This window comes from Pseudoalteromonas sp. BZK2 (assembly GCF_014349195.1).
GTDB lineage: Bacteria > Pseudomonadota > Gammaproteobacteria > Enterobacterales > Alteromonadaceae > Pseudoalteromonas > Pseudoalteromonas simplex.
This window is the reverse complement of record NZ_JACSOG010000002.1, coordinates 23,755-45,935: the sequence shown is the minus strand read 5'-3', so window position 1 is coordinate 45,935 and position 22,181 is coordinate 23,755. Positions and strand designations below refer to the sequence as shown.

Genomic DNA, 22,181 nt, shown 5'->3' with positions numbered 1-22,181 from the left:
TTTTGTCAGTTGGCTGGAGTAGGTTTAATGAAATTTGGAGTAGTGCTTTTTGTGGCTCTTGTTGGCTTTTTTTCCGGGCATAGTTATTCATCTGAGCAAGACCCAGTAAATGAAATAGTAAGCCAAGTAACTAAATTAGATAACCCACAATTAGCCGATAGCGCAGCTTTTGTTAGTCATGATCTGTCGCCTTGGGGTATGTATTTAGCGGCCGATGTGATTGTTAAAACCGTTATGATTGGCCTACTACTAGCTTCAATTGTGTGTTGGGGTATTTTTATCGCGAAGCTTATTTATCTTAATAAAAGTAAACGTGAAGGCAGGGCTTTATTAGTCAAACTATTAAATAGTCATAACTTAAAAATGGCAGAACAAGGTTTAACTCAAGAGCCAAGTACGGCAAAACTATTAATTCAAGCTTGCCTACATGAGCTTAACTTAAGTAGTAATAACGCAACGACAAGTGATGCATTAAAAGAGCGTGTTGCAGCTCGATTAGATAGGGTAAAAGCCGAGCTATCTGCAGATATGAACAAAGGAACGGGGGTTTTAGCAACCATTGGTTCTGTTGCTCCATTTGTTGGTTTGTTTGGTACTGTTTGGGGGATTATGAATAGCTTTATTAGCATCGCCAAAACACAAACAACCAACCTTGCTGTTGTCGCGCCAGGCATAGCTGAAGCATTACTTGCAACAGCTCTTGGTTTAGTTGCAGCAATACCCGCAGTTGTAATGTACAACTATTTTTCACGCTCTATAACAGCCTATAAATCGCAATTGTTAGACACGGTGACTGTCATAATGACAATCCTTAGCCGAGATTTATCAGCAAAAGATTCTCAAGCAAAACCACTAGAGCAGTTAATTGACTATCAGCAAATCAAAGCTGCAGGGAAATAAAGCCGTGTCTTTTAACTTACAACAAGATGATGAAGAACTAGTTGAACAACATGACATTAATGTCACGCCGTTTATTGATGTTATGTTGGTTTTACTGATTATTTTTATGGTTGCTGCACCATTAGCAACAGTTAGCGTGCCTGTTGAACTACCCAGTATTGATTCTGAAACGAAAGCCTCTGAACAAAAACCAACTTACCTTACATTACAAAAAGATTTGTCTTTGGTTATTGGTGAAAAGCAGTCTGTCGCGAAAACCGAACTAGTTGAAGCGTTATTGCAGCAAAAAATCACTCATGAGCACGCAATTTTGATCCGCGCAGATCGCAGTGTGGATTACGGGGACTTTGTTGATTTGCTGAATATTCTTTCTAAAGCAGGCTATAAGAACATTGCGTTAGTTGGGCTAGAAAAAACACAAGCGAGTCAGCAGTAATGAGCATGATAGCTGGCCAGCCAACGCTTAGAACAGGCTATCGTAAATTACAGTTACTCTGTATTTCAACAGTATTAGTTGTTCATCTATTGGTTGCAGCTTACTTTATTATGAGCCCAGCAGTTGCAATAACACAAACGGCAAATGCCGCAATGCCTGATGCCGTCGTCATTAGTATGGTAGCCGCACCTAAAGTACCCAAAAATGCACTACCTGAGGGGCCTGAACAACAGATGGCAAGTCAATCCTCAGCTGAGAGTAAGCCTAAACCCAAACCAAAAGAACAACCAAAAGTCGAGCAACCAGAGCTTATCGCCAAGCAGTCTGAAATTAAAATTACAAAGCCTAAAGTAACTAAAAAACCCAAAGTAGCTAAAGTTGAAAAAGTGCAAGAAACAGCTGTTGATGACGCTAAGCCTGTTAAAGAGAAAGTTGAACAGACAAAACAAAATTCCCAGAACGACAGCGCTGTTGCACAGACAACTGCACCAAAATCAATTGATGCAGCCCCAGCAGAACAGCGTACAGGCCCAGTAAGTAATGTATTTAGCAAGCAACAAGCTGAGGCTAAGCAGCGCTGGCAAATGCAATTATCAGCTCACCTTGAAAGACGTAAACGCTATCCTCGAATGGCAAAACTGAAACGTCAGCAAGGCGTACCTTGGGTCAAATTTACAATGGATCGAGAAGGCCAAGTAATTGCAGTCTCTTTATTTAGAGCAAGCGGTGTGTCATCCCTTGATGAAGAGGTACTTGCTCTGGTCAAACGCGCAGAACCATTACCCTTACCCCCAGACGAAATAACAGGTACTACATTAACGCTCACCTTACCTGTTGAATTTTTTATAAATTAAATATTAGCTACACGGAGTTAATCATGTCTTCATTGGATATGGAAACAATTAAAGAGAACACTTTAACAGCCCAGTTTAAAGCAGAAACAACTTCTATTCATGATGGTTTAGATAAAGCGATTATGACTAAAAGGCCTTTTTCAAACATTGAACGCTATGCATTGTTTTTACAAGTACAGCTAGCATTTCATATTACGGTCGCCCCTTTATATCATGATAAAAGGTTTCAAGATTGCATTGCAGGGCTTGCAGGTATGCAGCGCTTAGATGCTGTGTACGATGATTTATGCGATTTATCATTTAAGCAGCAGGCCGATGAAATTCGTAAGCAATACGCTGATAAGCACACATTCTCATTTGAACAAGGCTTAGCGTGGCTGTATGTAGTTGAAGGCTCAAACCTCGGTGCAGAATATTTATTAAAAGCCGCCAAACGTATTGATTTATCAGAGACATTTGGCGCTAGACATTTAGCACCAGCCGAGCAAGGCCGCGGTGCTGCATGGCAACAGTTTTCTAATTCAATCAATAAAATAGAGCTTGATGATTTACAAAGAAAAAATGCGCTTATTGCTGCTCAACAAGCATTTTCGTTTGTTCGTGAGCTAGTCGATAAAACATTTGCATAAGCCAAAAATAAAAATGAGCAGCAACAAAATAAAAAATACACACGGAATGACTGAAGGTTCCAAAGTACTCAAGGCACTATTCTTTCTCACAGGTTTAATTTTTACAGGGCTTGGAATTATAGGTGCGATTCTCCCCGTGATGCCTACGACTGTTTTTTTAATTGTTGCTGTTTATTGCTTTGGGCGCTCTTCATCGCGGTTCGAAGCCTGGCTTTTAAATCATCGCCATTACGGGCCAACATTAAGAAACTGGCAACAATATGGCGCGATTTCGCGTAAAGTTAAATGCATTGCCTGTGTGGGAATGGCAGTAGGCTTCATATTATTTTATCTTGGTGCGTCACCATCATGGCCGCTTACAACAGCAGTCGCTTTGTTCATGCTATTGTCAGCTTGGTATGTCTTATCAAGGCCGGTTGCAGCTGAGTAAGAAACTCACGTTAGCTGTTTAAAGTTACAGCTAATACTAATCTGCAATAATACTTAATCATTTTCAGGGATTAAACCCACGATCTGCGTTAAAAATTTCTGCTTTACGAGCGCATGGATGCAGAAGGTAGAGCAATCAAGAGGCAATTGCCGAGCACAACTGAATAAAGAAATTTTTGCCTTGTTATCAACGAGGTTTTATTGCCTCAAAATAGACCACTTTATTAAGCGAATTGGTATAATTCGATATCGTAAAATTGTGTTTATTTTTAAATTGCTCTTTGAATGAAATATAAACTAATTTTCTTCTAACCATTGAGTGATATCAGTAATAAGCTGGGTAAGTATTTGCTCTATTTCTATAATAGTTTTCTCAAGGTTTAAATTGCCTTCGCTCGCTTTTTTTTCAACGTCAGCGAATAAACTTCTCAAGTGACTGGCACTTATTTCTCCGCACATCCCCTTTAAGGCATGTGCAACCTGACGAACTTGCTCACTATCTTTAGCATTAATTTGGCTTTGCAATTCTTTAAGCCTTAGCGGCGCTTTAGTAATGAACATCTCGCATATTTTGATTAATAAGGCTTCTTTATTTAAAAGTCTAACCAATGCTTGCTCACGATCCCAAAGAGGCTCTAAATTACTTTGTTCAGTACTAAGCGAATCTCCCTCGTAATTCGATAAAGACCACTTAACAACTTTTGACTGAACTTCGTGAGCTTGGATAGGTTTACTAACATAATCACTCATACCAACTGCAATACACTTTTCCTTCTCACCAGCCATAGCACTTGCCGTCATTGCTATGATGGGAATTTGTGCATAGTACTGACCAGCCTCTGCGGCTCGGATTTTTTCACACACTTCATAACCATTGAGAACCGGCATTTGGCAGTCCATTAAAATACAATGAATAACTTCGTTACTCGCTTTAGAATTTAATAAAATTTCCAGCGCTTCTTGACCATTTTGAGCAGTAATAACCTCTATAGGCAATCCATCTAAGGCGCCAAGTGCAACTTCAATATTTATATCATTGTCATCCACAATTAATATTCGGCAGCCTTTAAGTTGGGTTAAAACATCTGCTGTTATGTCATTTTCTGTCGTTCTGTTTTCACTCAGCAAATAAAGTGGCTCATTTTCTGATACTTCAAAACCTGCAACTCTCAATAAATTAGTTTGTGTAATTGGTTTATTAAGGGATGTAACTTTTGTATCGAGCGCCTTTGGAAGGGGGTTAGTTGGTAGATGCAGTAAAATTATACGGCCTTGTTCGAATGTATTCGCGAGGCTATTTACCAGTGATTGAGGGTTTATCGCTTGAATACTTTCATAATCAATAAAAACATAATCAACATTGCTTGTATGTTCATCAGCAAGTGTGTTTATGTCGCTAACTTTAACATCAGCCCCATATACTTTTAGTAACTTTTGCATCACATCATGGCATTGCGAGTTGTTACTAATCAATAAAATACGTTTATGATTATAATAGTCTGAAACATCTGGTTTAGGGGCTTGGCTACTCCCAACCTTAATGTAAAAGCTAAATGCGCTCCCTTCATTAATTGCAGAATTAACTGCAATATCACCATTCATTATATTACACAGCTGTTTGCATATTGATAAACCAAGCCCTGTTCCGCCATAGTTGTCGGCTATAGAACTATTAGCTTGTTGAAATGCATCAAATAAATGACGTTGAGTATTTAACTCTATTCCTATCCCCGTATCTTGCACGGTAATTTTTAAGGTATGCTCCGTATTAGAAACCTGCTCAGATGATGCCGTTACTTTGATAAAGCCTTGCTCTGTAAACTTAATCGCATTACTAATCAAATTATTAATGATCTGAGTAAGCCTAAGTGGATCAGTCTTAACTTCGTAACAAGCCAGCCCGCTCGTATCTAAATAAACATCAAGACCTTTATCAAAAGCCCTCACAGAGCATGACTCGACTAAACTTTCGATCAGTAATTGAGGTTTGATTTTTTGAATGTTTAAATCGAGTTTACCCGACTCAATTTTAGATAAATCTAAAATATCATTTATTAATAGCCTTAAATTTGAAGCACTTAACTCCATCATATCTACAAGCTTACGGGCATTATCGGGCAATGTTTGACGTTTTAAAATATTCAACGTGCCAATCACTCCATTTAATGGCGTGCGTAGTTCATGACTGATATTAGATATAAATGCGCTTTTGATATCGCTGTGCTTTATTGCTTCATCTTTAGCTTCAGCAAGTGCTTGAGTTCTTTGCCTTACTTTTGCCTCAAGCTCCGAATTTAAACGTTTAACTTTATTCGCAGCTTCTTGTTCTTTGCTAATATCTCTAATAATCAATGCAACCCCGATTAAAACGCGCTGATCCGAAAAAACAGGGCTGACCGAAATGGCGAAATAATTCACCACACCGTTTTCAGAAATACTGCATTCATCTTTGATTTGTGTTTTTGAGTTTTGAATATCCGCAATGTAATCAGGAATAGGTAATCGGGCCAAAAAATCAATATCTTTACTCGCTTTTCCTATCGACATCGAACTTGCCAACATTAATAGGTTTTCAGCTGTTTTATTTAAACTTGTCAATTTACCTTCTAGATTTAAACCAACAATGGCATCTATCGACCCTTCAACGATAGCAGACGCTTCTCTTCTAGCCTCTGCTAGTAACTGGCTCCGGTTTGCGTTTCGGTAAAACGTTAACAGTAATACCCCCGTAAAAAGAATTATCAAAATTAATAAGCTATAGGTCATGACCCGCTTTTCATTTATTACTTTATCAACGTATTGCTTAGCCACTAAAAGATTAAAATTGATAAAGCCATAACTTTTACCTGGTCTTGTTTGTACTTTTTCTGAATGAACATAAAACTGCCGAGTTGTTGGTGAAGTTGCAGTGACTAAATATAACTTTTGGTGCTGAACAGGCTGATCGTACACTGACTGCCATGTAATAGACGGATCTAAGTCTCTCGTAAATTGATACCCTTCATAAGGGTGATAAATAAAATCTCCCTCTGAACTGCTGATCACTAACTGAGAATAATCAAAAATAGTTTCTTTTAGCTTCTGTATTAATGGGGTGGCATTTACATTCATGATTAAAAAAGCAAAACGCTTTCCTTTATCACTGTATATGGGTATAGAAAAACGCAACATGGGTTTGTAAGGAAACACTACCTCGCCAAACTCTTTGTTTAGCGACATAGGCGACATGTATATTTGGTTCACTTCTAATAATGAACTTGGCAAAAAATAAGGTTCTGCGCTTTTCGCTTGTAAAGAATAGTCAGGTACAGCTTCTACTGAAGCGCCAACACGTTGCACACGAATTAACTCTTTTCCTTCTGCGCTCACAGCTATTATGCGCAGCTGTTCAACCGCAAGGTTGTTCTCCATAAAGCCTATAAAAATGGTTTCAAGCCGCTCCTTCCATTGCTGATAGGTTGTACCATCGTAGGGGTCAATTCCATCATTAAAATGAGCCCGAGGTAGGCCAGCTATAGGGGGCGTTGAATATAAAAATCGTAAATCAGATTTCGACTGCAATATTGAAGATGTGAGTATTTTCTTTAAACGCTGGTTTGTTTCTGTAAACTCTTGATCAATTGAGTTTAACGCATCCCGTTTAACATGCCCCTCGAAAAAGTAGACAGCGATGGCAGCAAAAACGCTAAAAATTAATGAAACAAATAACAAAAACGTTTTAGATGACATTGTGCTTTTATTATCTATATTAAGACTGTTCACATTGCTTCCTTGTTAGTTTATTGGTGATGCTGAGAACACCACTTAACCAAAACACGTTTTAAGTTTTCGAACTTAATTGGCTTGCCAATAAAGTCGTTCATACCCGCTTCAAAGCATCGCTGTTTGTCTGCTGCAAGCACATTTGCGGTTAATGCCACTATGGGTGTGTGCTTATAGGCAGGTAGTTTTCTAATTTTCAATGTTGCCTCAGGGCCACCCAATACCGGCATTTGCATATCCATAAAAATAATATCAAACGCCCCTATTTCACACTGTGCTATGGCCTGTTCCCCATCATCAGCTAAACTGATCGACTTTATATTAAACTCAGCCAACATAGACTCGATTACCACTTGGTTAATATCATTGTCTTCAACCACCAGTGCAGTTACATGGGAAAAATCAACGGACTTTTCACTACTCTCTTCAAGAAGGCTTTCACTAATAGCAGGGGTTATGAATGTTCGGGTAACATTAAGCTCAAAATAAAACATAGAGCCTTTATCTGGTTCACTTTCTACTTTTAATGACGAATTCATCAAATGTAACAACTTGCTTGAGATAGTCAGGCCAAGCCCAGTGCCACCGAAGCGACGAGTAATAGAAGCATCTGCTTGAGAGAAAGCGTCAAACAAAGAATCTAGCTGTTCATTGGCAATACCAATACCCGTGTCAGATACACTAAAAGTTACTTTAAACTCATCATTCACTACTTCTTCAATAATGACGTTGAGTAACACGCTACCACGATGAGTGAACTTAATTGCATTGCCTAATAAATTAATGAGTACTTGTTTGAGCCGAGTTTCATCACCTAAAAATATAAAGTCGGTGAGCTCTGGCGTTGTCGTAATAAATAACTCAATACCTTTATTTTCAGCTTGTTGCGAAAATAAATGCGTTAACTCGTTCAACAAGGAGCTTAATTCAATTGGACCTGACTCAAGCTCTACTTTAGCAGCCTCAATTTTACTCAAATCTAAAATATCGTTAATAATAACCAGTAAACTTGCACCTGATGATTTAATGATATTGAGCATCTTTGCTTGCTCTGCCGATAATGGTGTGCGACTTAGCTGCCGAGCCATACCTAAAACACCATTCATAGGAGTTCTGATCTCATGACTCATATTTGCTAAGAATTCAGATTTTACTTTCGCTGTACGCTCAGCTGATTGCTTTGCATCTGCAAGGTCTTTACTTAAAACCCTGAATCGTTCTGCTGCATTCGCTAAAACACCAATTTCATCTTTGCGATTTAAATCATAAATTTTGGCCGAAAGGTCACCACTCAAAAAGTATTTAAAACTAACGGTAAGGCGCTTAATTGCATGCGAAATTTGCAAATGAAACGCAATTGCAAAAGCCACAATATAAATAACAACACCGATCGCAAGGAGCTTTAAAATACGCTCAGAATTTGAAACTGTTTTTTCAGCCTCCGATTTAATTTGTTTTAATCTCGATAAAGAAAGCTCTCTTAGCTGGTTTGATAAGGTACTAAATTCGATAGCATCACCTGCCATAACCACATTGACTAAACTTAAGTAATGACGGTTAGCTTGAATACTTTTAGAGAATTGCTGCTGATAATTAGCTGTAAACTGGGACATTTTATCGAGTGTTATCGCAGGACCTTGAAGCACTTGTAGTTTTTGATTAAGCAAGCGCAGTGTAGTATTCACTTTAGCCCTTTTTGAATAGTCTTTCTTCGATAAAAATTGATACGCATCGTGATGCATTGAATGCCATAGATTAGTGAGCTCTGCGATACTTAATTTATCTTCTGTATTGATGCTATTTGATTTCAAAGTTTCAAGTTCTGCTATCGCATTAGTGTAGATACTTGGTAACACCTGATAGGTTAAATGTGCCCTGGCCTCATAGCGTTTTGTAAGTACAGCTAGGTTCTCATCGTATCGACTCAAAAGCTCAGACATCGAATCTAAGTAAACCTGACTGTTTGCTTCATTTTGATTAAAATTTATATTACCTAAACGTTTTTTTATACTTTGAAAGTTATCTTCTATTTTATTAAAAACAGACTTACTCCCTGAGTTGCCGTACACAGAAATATCACGCTGCATCTCTACAATGTCTTTATTTATTCTTAAGATACTCACCGCATAATTACTGATACGGCTAATCTCTACAAATGCCGTTTCTATGGTTTTTAATCGCTTATCCATTACAAAAAAACTAGCACTCAATGCTAAAAGTAATAGCAGCAGCGCCAGCGACATCTTTGCAGCAATTGATTTAGAAAAGATGTTAAGCAATCTAAGCCCTTATGAATTTAACAATTCAAACCATTTATCTAAGCTGTAATCGTAATTAGGCATCACAGTATTCCATACTGCGATATTTGAAAATCGCTGAATATAGCTACCACCATCACGCTTTTGACCCGCTTTTACAGATACCTTTTCATCGGTACCGCGTAAATCTACAACGGCTTCTTTACCCTCATACCAATAACTCCACTCCGGCTTTGACATTAAGGGCTGGCTTCGCTCTGGGTTTGAAATGTAGTACCCTTGCCTTGCGATAAAAGCTCCAGGATAACCAGATAACCACCAATTCATATAATCGTATGCTGCATCTTTTACATGCCCTTGTGTATTGGCTGATAAGCACATAACACCATGCCAAGCTCGGTAGCCTTCTTTTGGAGATGCATAAACCACGGGAATGCCTGCTCCACGACACGCACTCACCCCTGGCGAGAACATACTTTGGATGTTTACTCGTTTTGTTTTCATAAAGTCCACCGATTGTGGAACCGATGTCCAAAAGCCAGAAAAATGCCCTTGTCGTTTTTTTTCTAATAAAATAGCAAAAAGTTGATCAATTTCGGCAATACTCATATCGCCCATGTCATTAAAAGTCATTAGTCCCTGACCCTGCGCAGCAAGGGCCGCATCAAAGATACCTATTGTAGGGGCGTTTACTAACGCAACTTTTCCTTTGTGTTTTTCATCAAGTAACCAAGCCCATGATTCAGTTTGATAAGGGATCCCTTGCTCTATCACTTGGGTGTTGTATCCGAATGAGTCAACATTATGAACATAAGGCATAAAGCTAATTGCTTTGCTCGGAGTTTGCGATAGCGTACCGTCGTCTTGAACATAAAGCAGTTTATTAGGAGAGTCGCCCGCGCCAAGCTTAGCTTCAGGGACTATTTTTCCGGTTTTTGTTAATGGGTTTATTTCATCCCAATAAACAAGCCTATCTATATCGATAGGCTGAATTGCCCCCGCTTGCCATAAAATATTAATTGAGTCTGACCATTGTTCGTACAAATCAAATGAACTTGGATTTGCTGCTGCTTTTTGTAAAACGGCGGCGCTTCCCATTGGCGTAAACTCTAGGTTAATGCCTAATTCACGCATTGCCCTGCTTCTGAGTTCTTCTTGCAATGTAACATGTGTGCCAAGCACCCTTAATGTGACTTTATTTTTAGCAAAAACATAAGGTGCTTTAAATGCAAGAGTAGAGACGGCCGCGCCAGCTCCTAAACCTTTAAGAAAACGCCGACGATCAACTGAGTTAGTCATTTGAAGTTCCAACGAATTTATAGTTTTTAAAGTGTAGAATAAATTTCAAAAATTGATTCAAAAGACATACAAAAGATAATCTTAAGCTCAAACATACTGGTCGTTATTGTGCAATGAAGGTAAAAGCAATTGCGTTAGGCTTTCATAATTCATTGGCTTACCAAGCAAGTAGCCTTGCCCTGTGGCACAGCCCAGCTCATCTAGTTTGTTTTTTTGCTCAGCCGTTTCTATTCCTTCAGCAACAATTTGAAGATGAAGAGAGTGCGCAAGTTCAATAATCGTTGAAACAATATCAAGCGCTTGCGAATCAGTTAGCATATCACGTACAAATGACTGATCTATCTTCAATACATTTAAAGGAAACAGCCTTAGATACGACAAGCTAGAATACCCTGTACCAAAATCATCAAGGGCAATACTTACTTTCATTTTGGCAATTAATTTAAGTTGGTTGACCGCATACTCATAGTTTTCAATTAGCGCTGACTCTGTCACTTCTAACTCTAAATATTTACTCGGTAGCTGAGTTTTCTCTAAAATCATCGCGACTGTGTCTACAAGCTTTGAGTCGGTAAACTGTTTAGCGGAAATATTTACGGCCACTTTTGTCGGCACACCTGCATCTAACCAGCGTTTTGCACTAATACAGCTTTTTTCTAAAACTTGCTCGCCTAACCTAAAAATTAAGCCCGTTTCTTCAGCATACTCAATAAAATTCAGTGGTGATATAAACCCGCCCTCATCATCACTTAAACGAACTAAACTTTCTACGCCAACCATTTCGCCACTACGTAAATCGTATTTAGGTTGATAGTGCACATCAAGGGCGTTATTTTCGAGGGCTTTTCTTAACTTATTACCTACATCAAGGCGTTTATTCATTTCAACCTGTAAGTCTGTGCTGAAATAGCAATAACTATTTGCCGCTTCGTTCTTTGCCTTATACATAGCGGAGTCTGCATGGCGAAGCATTTCTTCAACACAATTAGCATCATCAGGGTAAACACTTATGCCTAAGCTTGCAGAAAGAATATGTTGTTCGCCACCAGAGCGAAATGGCTTACTAATTACATTAAGCACTTGATTTATCAAAGGCTCTAGACTCAAAGAATGTGACTCATGAGGGACAACAAGCGCAAATTCATCCCCCCCGACACGTGCAACTGTAATATCGTTACAAGCAAAGCAATCTAAAGAGTGGCCAATATGAGCAATAATTTCGTCTCCAATATGATGGCCTAACGCATCATTTATAAACTTAAATTTGTCCAAATCGAGCAGTAATAAACTTAGCTTAGTGTCATTAAAAGAGGCTCTGGCAATACCTTGAGTTAATCTATCATGCAGTAATACGCGGTTTGGTAGTGAGGTTAGTTGATCATGATGTGACAAGTATGTCATTTGAACCGACATAGCGAGCGTTTCACTAACATCTTGAAAAACCATAACAGCACCGCATTGTTGTTTTTTTTCATTTAAAATTGGTGCTGCGCTATCTTCAACTCGGTGTTCAACCCCTTGTTTACTCGTTAGTTGCGTGTTTATTGCCATCGCCACAGGGCGGTTTTCCTTTAGAGCAACAGTAAGTGGGTTTATTGAAGGTGTTTTTGTTGTGGAGTCAGCTAATTTCATCACCTCTTCAATATGACGACCCTTTGCAGCAGTTTGAGACCAGCCCGTAAGCCTTTGCGCTACAGGGTTCATATAAGTAATTTGGGCATGTTGATCCGTTGAAATAACGCCGTCTGCTATCGAATCAATCGTGATACGTAAATGCTCTTTTTCAGCAAATAAAGCAGCTTGGGTATTTTGTAAAATGTTCTCTTGCGCTTTAACTTTAACGTGATTTTCTATTCGCAATCGACATAACTTTAAGTTCAGAGGTTTAGAAATAAAATCAATTGCGCCTAAAGATAATGCTGATTCTTCAATTTGTGGATCACCATGTGAAGTAATAACAATAATTCGTAGCTGTTCAAACTCTGGGTTGAATTGAAGTTCTTGTAAAATATCAAAGCCACTAATTTTTGGCATTTCTAAATCAAGTAGCAAAACATCAGGCTTTGCTTTATGGATTAACTCTAGTGCTTGGGTACTGTCGTTTAAGGTGATTATGTTACCAACATCTTCTAGTGCGTGTTCAAGTTGTAAAGTGTTAATCTCTTCATCATCAATGATAAGAATAGTGCAATTATCGACCATTTCTTTCCCTCTACTACGTATTTGTACCTGATTAAACATAGTTCGAAAATCAAAAAAGCGGCAACACTTTTTCATTAGAAAAATTAAAATTAAATTCATTTTCATTAACTGCTTTAACTTTCTAAGCCAAAGCCAATTCCTTTTAACTAGCTAAAGGAGCGCTTTGCTTGGCCTTACTCTAAATAGTCTTGCTTCGATGCCGCTTTTAAAAGCCTTGGTCAACTGCTTTTTAGAATAATTACTCAAATTAGACTTGCAATTATCACATTTCAGCTTACACTTGTGCGCAAAGTGAGCGTACACTTGTAAGCCAAAGGCGAAAAATGAGAGCGTTATTAAATTCATTATCAAAACATTTATTGCATCATCAGTCATGGGCAGGATACTGGGAGCCGGTGGTTCAGTGCTTTAAACCAGGCTGGCGCGAAGGCTACTTTCGTGCACAAGTAAAACATGTACAGGTGTTTGCTGAACAAAGCGTTGAGTTGATTATTGAGCCAGAAAAAGCATGGCCAGTTCATCAAGCAGGCCAGCACATTGCGTTAACAATTCAAACAAATGGACGATTGCTTACGCGCGTGTTTACCATCGCAAGCGAACCACAATTGGCAAGGCAGCAGCGACAAATTCGTTTATTGATCCGCAGCCAAGAAATCGGCGCATTTACGTCTAAGCTTACAAACTTGAGAACAGGGCAATGGCTTAATATTTCTGAGGCTAAAGGCCAGTTTGTTATGCCAAATACCGCGCGATCTTTAATCATGCTTGCCGGTGGCTCAGGCATTACGCCATTCATAGCCATGCTTAAATCTTTACCTGCAGATAGCAAACACACTATAACCCTGCTTTACTATGCAAAGCCGAACAGCCACTGGCTTAAAGATGAGCTTGAGCAATTAAAGCAATCACTGAGCAATTTTGATTATCACTTACTTGAGCGCGGCAAAGACGGTGATGCGACGACATGGCTGACAACAAATGCGCATAAACACTGGTTAGTGTGCGGCCCTGCTGCTTTGTATAAGCAAGCAGCCGCTTTAGCTAAGCAATTAAATACGCCGATAGACAGTGAGCATTTCAGTGCAGTCCCTGCTGTTTTAGCAACCTCTGATAAGCACGAATTAACACTCACTCATCAGGGCAAAACATTCACGATTGATAACCAACAAACCTTACTGACCCACTTACAAGCGAATAAGCAACCTGTAACAGTTGGCTGTGGTATGGGAATTTGCCATCAATGCCAATGCGTTAAAAAGCAAGGCGTCGTACGTGATATTCGCACCGGTGAGCTCTCTGATAGCTCAGAGCAGTTAATTCAACTTTGTATATCGCAACCAGTCAGTGACGTGGAGTTATCAGCATGAACACAACAAAAACAGTCAATTATGAAAAATTAGCAGCTCAACTCGATAGCGTTAAAGCAGATGTAAAATCAAAACTCGGTGAGCAAGACGCGAAATACATTCGCCGCGTTATTGTTTGCCAGCGAGTGTTTGAATGGAGTGGCCGAATTCTATTAATGCTAGGCTTTATTCAGCCTGTTTTATGGCTCGTGGGTGTGCTTAGTTTAGCCACTGCAAAAATCCTCGATAACATGGAAATTGGCCACAATGTGATGCATGGCCAATACGATTGGATGAATGATAAATACATAAATTCAAGGTCTTACGAGTGGGATATAGCGTGCGATGGGGCTAGCTGGAACCGCGTTCACAACTACGAGCACCACACCTATACCAATATTATTGGTAAAGATCGCGACTTCGGTTATGGATTACTGCGCTTATCGAATGACTTTCGTTGGCGGATAAAAAACCTGTGGCAATTTGTCACTTACCTATTACTCAGTGTGCTGTTCCAATGGGGTGTGTCGTACCATGAAATGGCAGCCGAGCGCGTATTTTTTGGCAAGAAAAAAGATGACCGTGATTACAAAGTATCGCACAGCGAACTGAAAAAGCGCTTTTTTAGTAAGGGTGCACGCCAGCTAGTGAAAGACTATCTGCTCTTTCCAATGCTTGCTGGGCCTTTATTTTTGTGGGTTTTAACGGGCAACCTTGCCGCTAATTTATTACGTAACCTGTGGACCTCAACCATTATCTTTTGTGGGCACTTTACCGGTGAAGTAGAAACATTTAACCAACAAGACTGCGAAAATGAATCACAAGGCCAGTGGTATTACCGCCAAGCGTTAGGCTCATCAAATATCAAAGGGGGTAACCTGTTTCATGTAATGACTGGGCACTTGAGCTATCAAATAGAGCATCACTTATTCCCAGATTTACCCGCAAAACGCTACCGCGAAATTGCCCCTAAGGTGCAAGCTATCTTTAAAGAGCACGGCATCCACTACAATACCGGCGGCTTCTTTCGCCAGTACTTTTCTGTCGTAAAACGAATTGTGCGCTATTCTTTTCCGTAATTGATAAACGCCAGTGCATAACGCTGGCGTTAAATCTCATTTGATTCAGACCAAACTCTTAACTCATCGAGTATATGCAGTGCTGAGCGGCCAAAGTCAGTAAGCTCATAGGTCACCGCTATCGGGCGCGTGCTAATAACATGACGGGTGATCATCGCTCTACTTTCAAGCTCTTTTAGACGTTGGTCTATCATCTTTTTACTTGCGCCACCGAGCATGCGCGTTAAATCATTAAAACGCACAGGGCCATCTTTTAAATGATAGATAATAGATCCCGTCCATTTACCGCCAATCAAACGCATGCCTTTTTCAATTGCACAGGGTTCCATGCAAGCATTTAAAACTTTTTTTCTACCCTTACTATCTGTTTCTACTGAACTTTCCAAAACATCCTCGCATTTTTCAGCCTAGTTACAAAAAGGTGACTGGTTGATTAAATAATCTAGGTTACTATTATATACCACAGAATGTATTTTGAACACGATAAAGTAACTAGCAAACGGATACTCAACTATGAAAAACGTATTAATTCTTAACGCACATCACTATTACCCTTTTTCTGAAGGTAAGTTAAATGCTGCTTTAATCGAAAAAGCCGACGCTTTCTTTCAAGCAAAAGGCTATCAAACACGTGTGGTTAACACACAAGACGAATTTGATGTAGAAACTGAACTTGAGAACCATCAATGGGCAGATATCGTCTTTTTGCAATCACCTATTAACTGGATGGGCATGACTTGGTCATTCAAAAAATACATGGATGAAGTGTACACAGCGGGCATGGGGGGAGCGCTTTGCCATGGTGATGGTCGTCATCAAGACAATCCAAAAGCCAATTACGGTAAAGGCGGCACCTTGACTAACACTCAATATATGATGTCGCTGACTTTAAATGCGCCTGCAGAATCATTTGCAGATGCCGCTGACTTTTTTGAAGGTAAAAGTGTTGATGACCTTGTTTTCCCAATGCATATGAACTTTAAGTTTTTCGGTATGCAAGCGATGCCAACTTTCGCCTGTTATGACGTGATGAAAAATGCAGACATCGACAGCGACTTTGCGCGCTTTGAAAAACACTTAAACGAGAACTTTTAAGGAACACTCATGAGTAACGAATCTGTTTATAGCAATAAACTCCATCCGGGCAGTGCATTTCCTAGTATTAGTGCTGCACTTTTGAATGGTGAAGAGGCTGTTCTTGGTCAACCTCAACACGGTGCAAGCTGGCAGCTTGTTGTTGTTTATCGTGGTAAGCATTGCCCTTTATGTACCCGCTATTTAAATAGCCTCGAGCAGTACAAAGCGGCGCTATTAGAAACGGGTGTTGATGTAATTGCTGTTTCAGGTGATAGCAAAGAACAGTTAGAAGCGCATTTAGAGCAGCTATCTGTGTCATTTCCACTTGCTTACGGTTTGACTACAGAGCAAATGCAAGCATTAGGTACTTACATTTCTGATCCCCGTTCACCACAAGAAACGGATCACCCTTTCGCAGAGCCCGCACTGTTTGTGGTTAACGAGCAAGGTAAAGTACATGTAGTTGATTATTCTAATAATCCATTTGTAAGACCTGATTTAGCAACTTTGGTAAGCGGGCTTAATTGGATACGCGACCCAAAAAATAATTACCCAATTCGCGGTATGCATAAGTAGAGTGTAGCCATGAGCAAAATGACAGCTTTGCTGATTGGCTTGGTGAGCACAATTATGTGCTCACAACATGCTTTTTCAGCACAACTTCCCCATGCACATATTGCTTCACCCAATCACTATGAAGTATTGCTAGATAACAGTGAAGTACTTGTTTTACGTATGACTTTAGCACCAGGTGAGCAAGATAATTGGCATAAGCATAATGCTGAAACAGTCTATTTTGAGACAGGTGGTAAAGCGACCATCAGTACTAAAGAGTCACAAACAACAATTGAGATCCCTAATGGCTATGTGATGTGGCATGACGCATGGACTCATCAAGTCAAAAATGAGGGTGAAACCACCATCACTGCAATTATTGTCGAAAGGAAATAGGTAGGATCAATTATGGCATTAGAAAACCACCCAATGTGGCGCTTACCTAAGCATCACCTAGATTTAAAAAGTTCACATGACCATGTTCATTGGGTTGAATTATTTTATGACCTTATCCATGTGGTAATCATTTTTTTGCTAGGTAATTTTTTGAGCGACCACTTACATTTAAGTGGTTTTCTTACATTTGCAGGTTTGTTCATCACCGTATGGTTTGCGTGGGCTGACTCCAGTGTTTTTAATTCACTCTATGTCAGTACTGATGTAAAACACCGGCTGATCATGGCCTGCCAAATTGTTACCGCCATGGTTATGGCTGCCTCGCTCCCTCATGTACTTGATAAAGGTTGGACATATTTTGCATTAGCCTATGCTGCTAATCGCCTTATTACAGCTTATTTATTTCATCGCACCAATCAATTGGGGGTCGAATCAACAAAATTAGCACGCAGTGTGAGCCGTAACTACTTTGCTCTTGCCATCATTTTTGCTACCACAGCATTTATGCCTGCCCCCTATCGTTATTGGGTGTTTGGCGCTGCGATTGCCGCTATCCAAGTTTTATATATGGCTCCAAAAATTGGTGTACTTGAAAATAAACGCTTTTTACCACGCCTTGGGCATATGTCTGAGCGCTTCGCCCTTTTACTGCTTATTGTCGTAGGCGAAGGTTTCTTTAAATTGGTGATTACTTTATCTGAAAAAGGAGTTTATAAAGTCGACCCCACTGTACTGGCTAACTTTATGTTTGGTGGTATTGCGGTATTTGTGCAATGCTGGATTTACTTTGATTTTGTTGGCAATGGTAAACCTAAAAATCAACACAAATGGACACTCGTAAGTTGGTGGTTAGCTCACCTATTTTTAATGCTATGTGCAGTTATGGTTGGCGTTGCACTCGCCGGCGAAGTGAAAGCCGGGTTTTGGCAGCCGTACCCCCTAAAATATGGTGTCATTGGTTGTGTAGGGTTAGCAGGCTACTTATTAAGCTTATTGTGGATCCAGCTAATGATCGAACATCGCGTAGCCCATCGTTTTGCTACAGCCAAAGTAAGAATGTTTGGCGTTATACTTGCTTTAGTTACCATTCCCATTTTACCCCATGTGCCTTCGCTCATTGGCAACTTACTTTGGGGCACAGCACTGATTTCACAAATTGCCTACCCAGTCACTCGCGCATACTTTACCCTTTCAAAAGAAGAAGCTAATTCATAACAATTAAAACACCTTTGCAAAAACGACAAAGGTGTTTTGTTATCCTTGCTGTTTTTCGCAAATAAATTTAGCGCCACAATACCCACATTACTTAATCATAAATCACTTTCAGGGCCGCATTAAATTGTTAAGTATTGCTTAGCTATGTCCCTTAAAGTTTGGAGTCATAATGAGTTTTGATAAATTAGCGCAAAAACCATTCTCAATTGGGGTTGAACTTCCACTTGATAATGATTGGGCACATTTCAATCAACAATCAAATCAATCATTTGGGATCCCTAATTTAGCTAACCATGAATCACGTGTTCAACTTGCTGATGAGCTTGGCTATGCAGCAGCATGGGTTCGCGACGTACCGATTTATGACCCGCAATTTGGTGATGCCGCCCAAGTTTATGAAACCTTCAGTTACCTTGGCTACTTAGCAGCTAAAACCAAAAATATATTACTTGGCACCGCAGCGGTGGTATTGCCATTGCGCCAACCTTGGCTTGTTAAAAAGGCAGCAAATACTGTGCAAGCGCTTAGTAATGATCGGCTAATTTTAGGTGTTGCCAGTGGTGATAGACCTATTGAATACCCTTTATTCGATATTGATTTTGCAAGCCGTGGTGAGCAACTACGTGAATCTGTTTCGCTACTTAAAGGCGCCCCTAAGCGACCTTTAGAAGCGGGTCAAAAGCTACTACCAGAAGTGAAAGATTTCCCACTTTATGTAGCAGGTCTTGCTCAGCAAAGCCCTCAATGGGTTGGCGAAAACATGGACGGATGGCTTGCTTACCCGGGCACACCAGATGATCAGCAAAAGCGTGTCGCTTTGTGGCGAGAGGTCGCAGGAAATAAGCCGTACGTTAGTTTTATTCATTTAAATTTATTAGATGATCCTGATGCACCTATAAAACGTCACCGTTTTGGGGTTGAAACAGGCGTCAACGGACTCATCTCAGAACTAAAGGCAATGAGAAATGCCGGTGTGAATCACATTGGCCTGCACTTTAGACGTAACGAATTACCCATTGAATGGGCATTAAAGCACATTGGCGAACATGTTTTGCCTACGTTCCATAATTAAGGAGTTATGATGTCACAATCAATTATGCCAAAACTGGGTTTTGGTACATTTAGATTACAAGACGAAGTTGCATATCAAAGTGTGCTAACAGCTATTGAAGAGGGCTTTAGACACATCGACACTGCGCAAATTTACGGTAACGAAGAAGCTGTTGGCCGAGCGATTAAAGACAGTGGTGTTGCACGTGGTGAGTTATTTATTACCACCAAAGTATGGAATGATAAGTTAAATAAAACGGACTTTATTAACAGCGTAAAAGAGAGCCTGACTAAACTACAACTAGATTACGTCGACTTACTGCTTATTCATTGGCCAAGCCCAGCCAATGGCGAAAGCATGCATGAGTATTTGAGTGAATTACAATCAGCAAAAGAGCTTGGTTTAACGAAAGAAATTGGTGTTTCAAACTTTACCATTGCACAAATGGAAGAAGCCTTAAGTATTTTGCCAAAAGGCGCATTATTTACCAATCAAGTTGAAGTTCACCCCTACCTAACCAATCAAAAGGTACGTGATTTTTGTGCCCAAAACGACATTCTCGTTACCGGCTATATGCCATTTGCGGTAGGTAAAGTACTTAAAGATCCAACCATCAAAGCGATTGCAGACAAACACCAAGTGAGCACCGCTGAAGTAGTCATTGCTTGGGAGTTAACGCATGACATGGTGACGATACCGTCATCTACCAAACGCGAAAATATGGCTACCAACTTAAAAGCCCTTTCGCTTAGCTTAAGCCAAGACGAGATCAATCAAATTGATGCCCTTAGTTGCGGCGACAGGCAAGCAAACCCGGATTTTGCTCCTGACTGGGATCATGATGAAGTAAAGACAACTCATGCTTGGCAGTTTCAAGGTGCTGATAAAGCACTCGCTTTGGGATTGAAAGCTGTACCAGCACTTAAAGCAGGGCAAATTTTGGTCCGAAACCTAGCGGTTGGTATTAATCCAGTTGATTGGAAGTTTATTCAAGCTGACCCTATAAATTGGGCAGATACACATACACCTGGCGTAGACGGTGCTGGGGTTGTTGAGCAGGTAGGCGATGGCGTCGATACCAAACTAATAGGTAAAACAGTCGCTTATCATCATAGCTTGAGTGAAAACGGCAGCTTTGCTAAACACACAGTACTTTATGCAGACCGTGTTATGCAGGTGCCAAAAGGGTTAGCTGTCAATGTTGCTGCTGCATTACCTTGCCCACTGCTTACTGCATGGCAAGCTTTTAGCAAAATACCATTACGCAAAGACGAAAAAGTATTAGTAACCGGCATGGGAGCTGTTAATAAACTGCTGACACAAATGCTGAATCACAGTGGCTTTGAAGTACATGCTTTATCAAAAAGCCTAACGACTGAGCAAGCCGAAAAGCTTGGCGTTAAGTTAGTATTACGCGACGCACCATCTGAAGGTGGCTACTTTGCACTCTTTGATGCTAATGGCCCTGAAGAAGCTAAAAAGTTAGTGCAACTTCTACAGGCAAATGGTCATGTGATCAGTATTTTAGGACGCATTGAAACCCCAGTCGATGAACCATTCACGCGCACTATTTCTTATCATGAAATTGCCCTTGGTGCATTACACGATTATGGTGATTCACAGCAATGGCAACGTCTTGTAAGTGATGGCGAAAAGCTCCTTAATGACATTGCGTCGGGTACTTTAAATGTTGAAGAACCCACTGACTTTGAATTTAACAATCTCAATGATGCCCTTGAGTTTTCTAAAGTTCAAAAGCAAAAAGCCGTTGTAGTTGTTTAGTTATCATTTAAAAGGCCTCTTCTGAGGCCTTTTTATTTTATTCTGCTGTTTCTTTAGGTGTATTGTTGAATACAGCTAAATGATAAATAATCACTAAATTCGCTATAAACCACAGATCTTTAATTACAAACTGACCTAATCGCTCAAACACTGTAACGCTGCTAAGCGCATTAGGTGCGGTAATTAAAAATGTTTGTGTCATGATAAATACCGAGCAACAGGCTAGTCCAGCAAGTAAAATAAGTTTCGCATTTCTGATATACAAGCCAACACCTAACAGCGCCACACTCAAAATATCAAATATGCCAATCGCATTTGATGCCCCTTGCACGCTAAAAACAATATACAACCAAGACATAAACGGTGAAGACTCAACAAGGCTAACAATCGCATTTGCTTCAAAAGCAAAAAACTTCATTGCGCCAATCCAAACCAACACTAATGCCACCGATGCATAATTCAAAGCGACATGCGCTTTATCACTCAAAACGTCTTTGTAAAACACAAATAAAAATAAAGGAATAACAGCAAAATACTTAATAATACCCTGCCCCGAACCAATTACTGGAAAACCCCCTTCACTTGCAAGCCAACGATTTGCACTGAACAATGTAAGTAAACAGGTAAGTGCAATAATAAGAGCTGTCAAGGTGGGAAGCGCCCTATTAATAAATCCTAAATGAGAATGAAGGCTGGTAATACCTACAAAACAAAGTGCAAAGCCTGCAATCATACTCATGAGATGATCAGGTACCTGAGTCTCTAAACCATAAAACGAAAATATACTGCCAATAGCATTGGGGTTTGCCCCCAAAATAAAAGACAAACCCAATAACAAAAAACTGATAGTAATAAGTGCAATCACTAAATTATTTGATGTACGTAAATTCATTTAAACCCCTCTATAAAAC

The 22,181-nt window shown here is 39.8% G+C and carries 19 protein-coding genes and 1 pseudogene; 14 read left to right on the top strand and 6 right to left on the bottom strand.

The annotated features are described in order from the left end of the window. Positions 1-27: 27 nt before the first annotated feature. The 5 genes from exbB to BIZ38_RS01390 are packed head-to-tail and all read left to right on the top strand — an operon-like array spanning position 28 to position 3,249. Positions 28-900 (top strand): tonB-system energizer ExbB, encoded by an 873-nt coding sequence (gene exbB / locus BIZ38_RS01410; RefSeq protein WP_212751476.1) that lies wholly within the window; start codon positions 28-30, stop codon positions 898-900. A gap of 4 nt (positions 901-904) precedes the next feature. Further along, positions 905-1,336 carry a biopolymer transporter ExbD gene (locus tag BIZ38_RS01405; protein WP_054553556.1) on the top strand — a complete coding sequence of 144 codons (432 nt, stop codon included), beginning with the start codon at positions 905-907 and terminating at the stop codon, positions 1,334-1,336. Beyond that, a complete protein-coding gene (locus tag BIZ38_RS01400) occupies positions 1,336-2,190 on the top strand; it encodes an energy transducer TonB (protein ID WP_187489364.1) in 855 nt (284 codons plus the stop codon). Before BIZ38_RS01405 ends, BIZ38_RS01400 begins: the two co-directional genes overlap by 1 nt. Positions 2,191-2,213: 23 nt before the next feature. Then, positions 2,214-2,819, top strand: a complete 606-nt coding sequence (locus BIZ38_RS01395) for a biliverdin-producing heme oxygenase (protein ID WP_187489363.1) — start codon at positions 2,214-2,216, stop codon at positions 2,817-2,819. Further along, positions 2,812-3,249, top strand: coding sequence for a YbaN family protein (locus tag BIZ38_RS01390; protein WP_228482483.1), 438 nt, complete (start codon positions 2,812-2,814; stop codon positions 3,247-3,249). The genes BIZ38_RS01395 and BIZ38_RS01390 overlap by 8 nt, the downstream gene beginning before the upstream one ends. A 296-nt stretch (positions 3,250-3,545) precedes the next feature. Here the strand turns inward: BIZ38_RS01390 and BIZ38_RS01385 are convergent, their stop codons facing one another. The 4 genes from BIZ38_RS01385 to BIZ38_RS01370 all read right to left on the bottom strand — a co-directional run bounded on the left by BIZ38_RS01385 (position 3,546) and on the right by BIZ38_RS01370 (position 12,769). Beyond that, positions 3,546-7,010 (bottom strand): ATP-binding protein, encoded by a 3,465-nt coding sequence (locus BIZ38_RS01385; RefSeq protein WP_187489362.1) that lies wholly within the window; start codon positions 7,008-7,010, stop codon positions 3,546-3,548. 17 nt (positions 7,011-7,027) lie between these two features. Then, positions 7,028-9,289, bottom strand: a complete 2,262-nt coding sequence (locus BIZ38_RS01380; protein WP_138601930.1) for an ATP-binding protein — start codon at positions 9,287-9,289, stop codon at positions 7,028-7,030. A 9-nt stretch (positions 9,290-9,298) separates the two neighbouring features. Beyond that, positions 9,299-10,567 (bottom strand): PotD/PotF family extracellular solute-binding protein, encoded by a 1,269-nt coding sequence (locus BIZ38_RS01375; protein ID WP_054553551.1) that lies wholly within the window; start codon positions 10,565-10,567, stop codon positions 9,299-9,301. Positions 10,568-10,654: 87 nt separating this feature from the next. After that, complete coding sequence (locus BIZ38_RS01370; protein ID WP_187489361.1) at positions 10,655-12,769, bottom strand: EAL domain-containing protein; 2,115 nt, start codon at positions 12,767-12,769, stop codon at positions 10,655-10,657. 323 nt (positions 12,770-13,092) lie between these two features. Here BIZ38_RS01370 and BIZ38_RS01365 point away from each other — a divergent pair, with 323 nt between their 5' ends. Both BIZ38_RS01365 and BIZ38_RS01360 read left to right on the top strand, forming a co-directional pair. Continuing rightward, positions 13,093-14,136, top strand: a complete 1,044-nt coding sequence (locus BIZ38_RS01365) for a flavin reductase family protein (RefSeq protein WP_187489360.1) — start codon at positions 13,093-13,095, stop codon at positions 14,134-14,136. Beyond that, the gene (locus tag BIZ38_RS01360; protein ID WP_054553550.1) at positions 14,133-15,194 is read left to right on the top strand and encodes a fatty acid desaturase family protein; all 1,062 of its coding nucleotides are present in this window, start codon (positions 14,133-14,135) and stop codon (positions 15,192-15,194) included. Before BIZ38_RS01365 ends, BIZ38_RS01360 begins: the two co-directional genes overlap by 4 nt. 29 nt (positions 15,195-15,223) lie before the next feature. Here the strand turns inward: BIZ38_RS01360 and BIZ38_RS01355 are convergent, their stop codons facing one another. Next, positions 15,224-15,580 (bottom strand): winged helix-turn-helix transcriptional regulator, encoded by a 357-nt coding sequence (locus tag BIZ38_RS01355; RefSeq protein WP_054553546.1) that lies wholly within the window; start codon positions 15,578-15,580, stop codon positions 15,224-15,226. Positions 15,581-15,707: 127 nt separating this feature from the next. Here BIZ38_RS01355 and BIZ38_RS01350 point away from each other — a divergent pair, with 127 nt between their 5' ends. The 7 genes and pseudogenes from BIZ38_RS01350 to BIZ38_RS01325 all read left to right on the top strand — a co-directional run bounded on the left by BIZ38_RS01350 (position 15,708) and on the right by BIZ38_RS01325 (position 21,270). Further along, the gene (locus BIZ38_RS01350; RefSeq protein ID WP_187489359.1) at positions 15,708-16,289 is read left to right on the top strand and encodes an NAD(P)H-dependent oxidoreductase; all 582 of its coding nucleotides are present in this window, start codon (positions 15,708-15,710) and stop codon (positions 16,287-16,289) included. Between the two features lie 9 nt (positions 16,290-16,298). Beyond that, positions 16,299-16,847: a redoxin domain-containing protein gene (locus BIZ38_RS01345; protein WP_054553544.1), complete on the top strand. Its 549-nt coding sequence runs from the start codon at positions 16,299-16,301 to the stop codon at positions 16,845-16,847. Between the two features lie 9 nt (positions 16,848-16,856). Beyond that, positions 16,857-17,222, top strand: coding sequence for a hypothetical protein (locus BIZ38_RS01340; RefSeq protein WP_228482482.1), 366 nt, complete (start codon positions 16,857-16,859; stop codon positions 17,220-17,222). Between the two features lie 12 nt (positions 17,223-17,234). Then, positions 17,235-18,437: a low temperature requirement protein A gene (locus tag BIZ38_RS01335; protein WP_138617859.1), complete on the top strand. Its 1,203-nt coding sequence runs from the start codon at positions 17,235-17,237 to the stop codon at positions 18,435-18,437. Between the two features lie 169 nt (positions 18,438-18,606). Then, positions 18,607-19,509: a TIGR03571 family LLM class oxidoreductase gene (locus BIZ38_RS01330; RefSeq protein ID WP_054553542.1), complete on the top strand. Its 903-nt coding sequence runs from the start codon at positions 18,607-18,609 to the stop codon at positions 19,507-19,509. Positions 19,510-19,518: 9 nt separating this feature from the next. Continuing rightward, positions 19,519-20,325 (top strand): annotated as a pseudogene (dkgB, locus tag BIZ38_RS21740) (2,5-didehydrogluconate reductase DkgB); the annotation flags it as partial. Between the two features lie 60 nt (positions 20,326-20,385). Continuing rightward, on the top strand, positions 20,386-21,270 hold the full coding sequence (locus tag BIZ38_RS01325) for an alcohol dehydrogenase catalytic domain-containing protein (protein WP_262387543.1): 885 nt from the start codon (positions 20,386-20,388) through the stop codon (positions 21,268-21,270). A gap of 37 nt (positions 21,271-21,307) precedes the next feature. Here BIZ38_RS01325 and BIZ38_RS01320 read toward each other — a convergent pair whose 3' ends face one another. Continuing rightward, positions 21,308-22,162 (bottom strand): DUF417 family protein, encoded by an 855-nt coding sequence (locus BIZ38_RS01320; protein WP_187489358.1) that lies wholly within the window; start codon positions 22,160-22,162, stop codon positions 21,308-21,310. Positions 22,163-22,181: the final 19 nt, after the last annotated feature.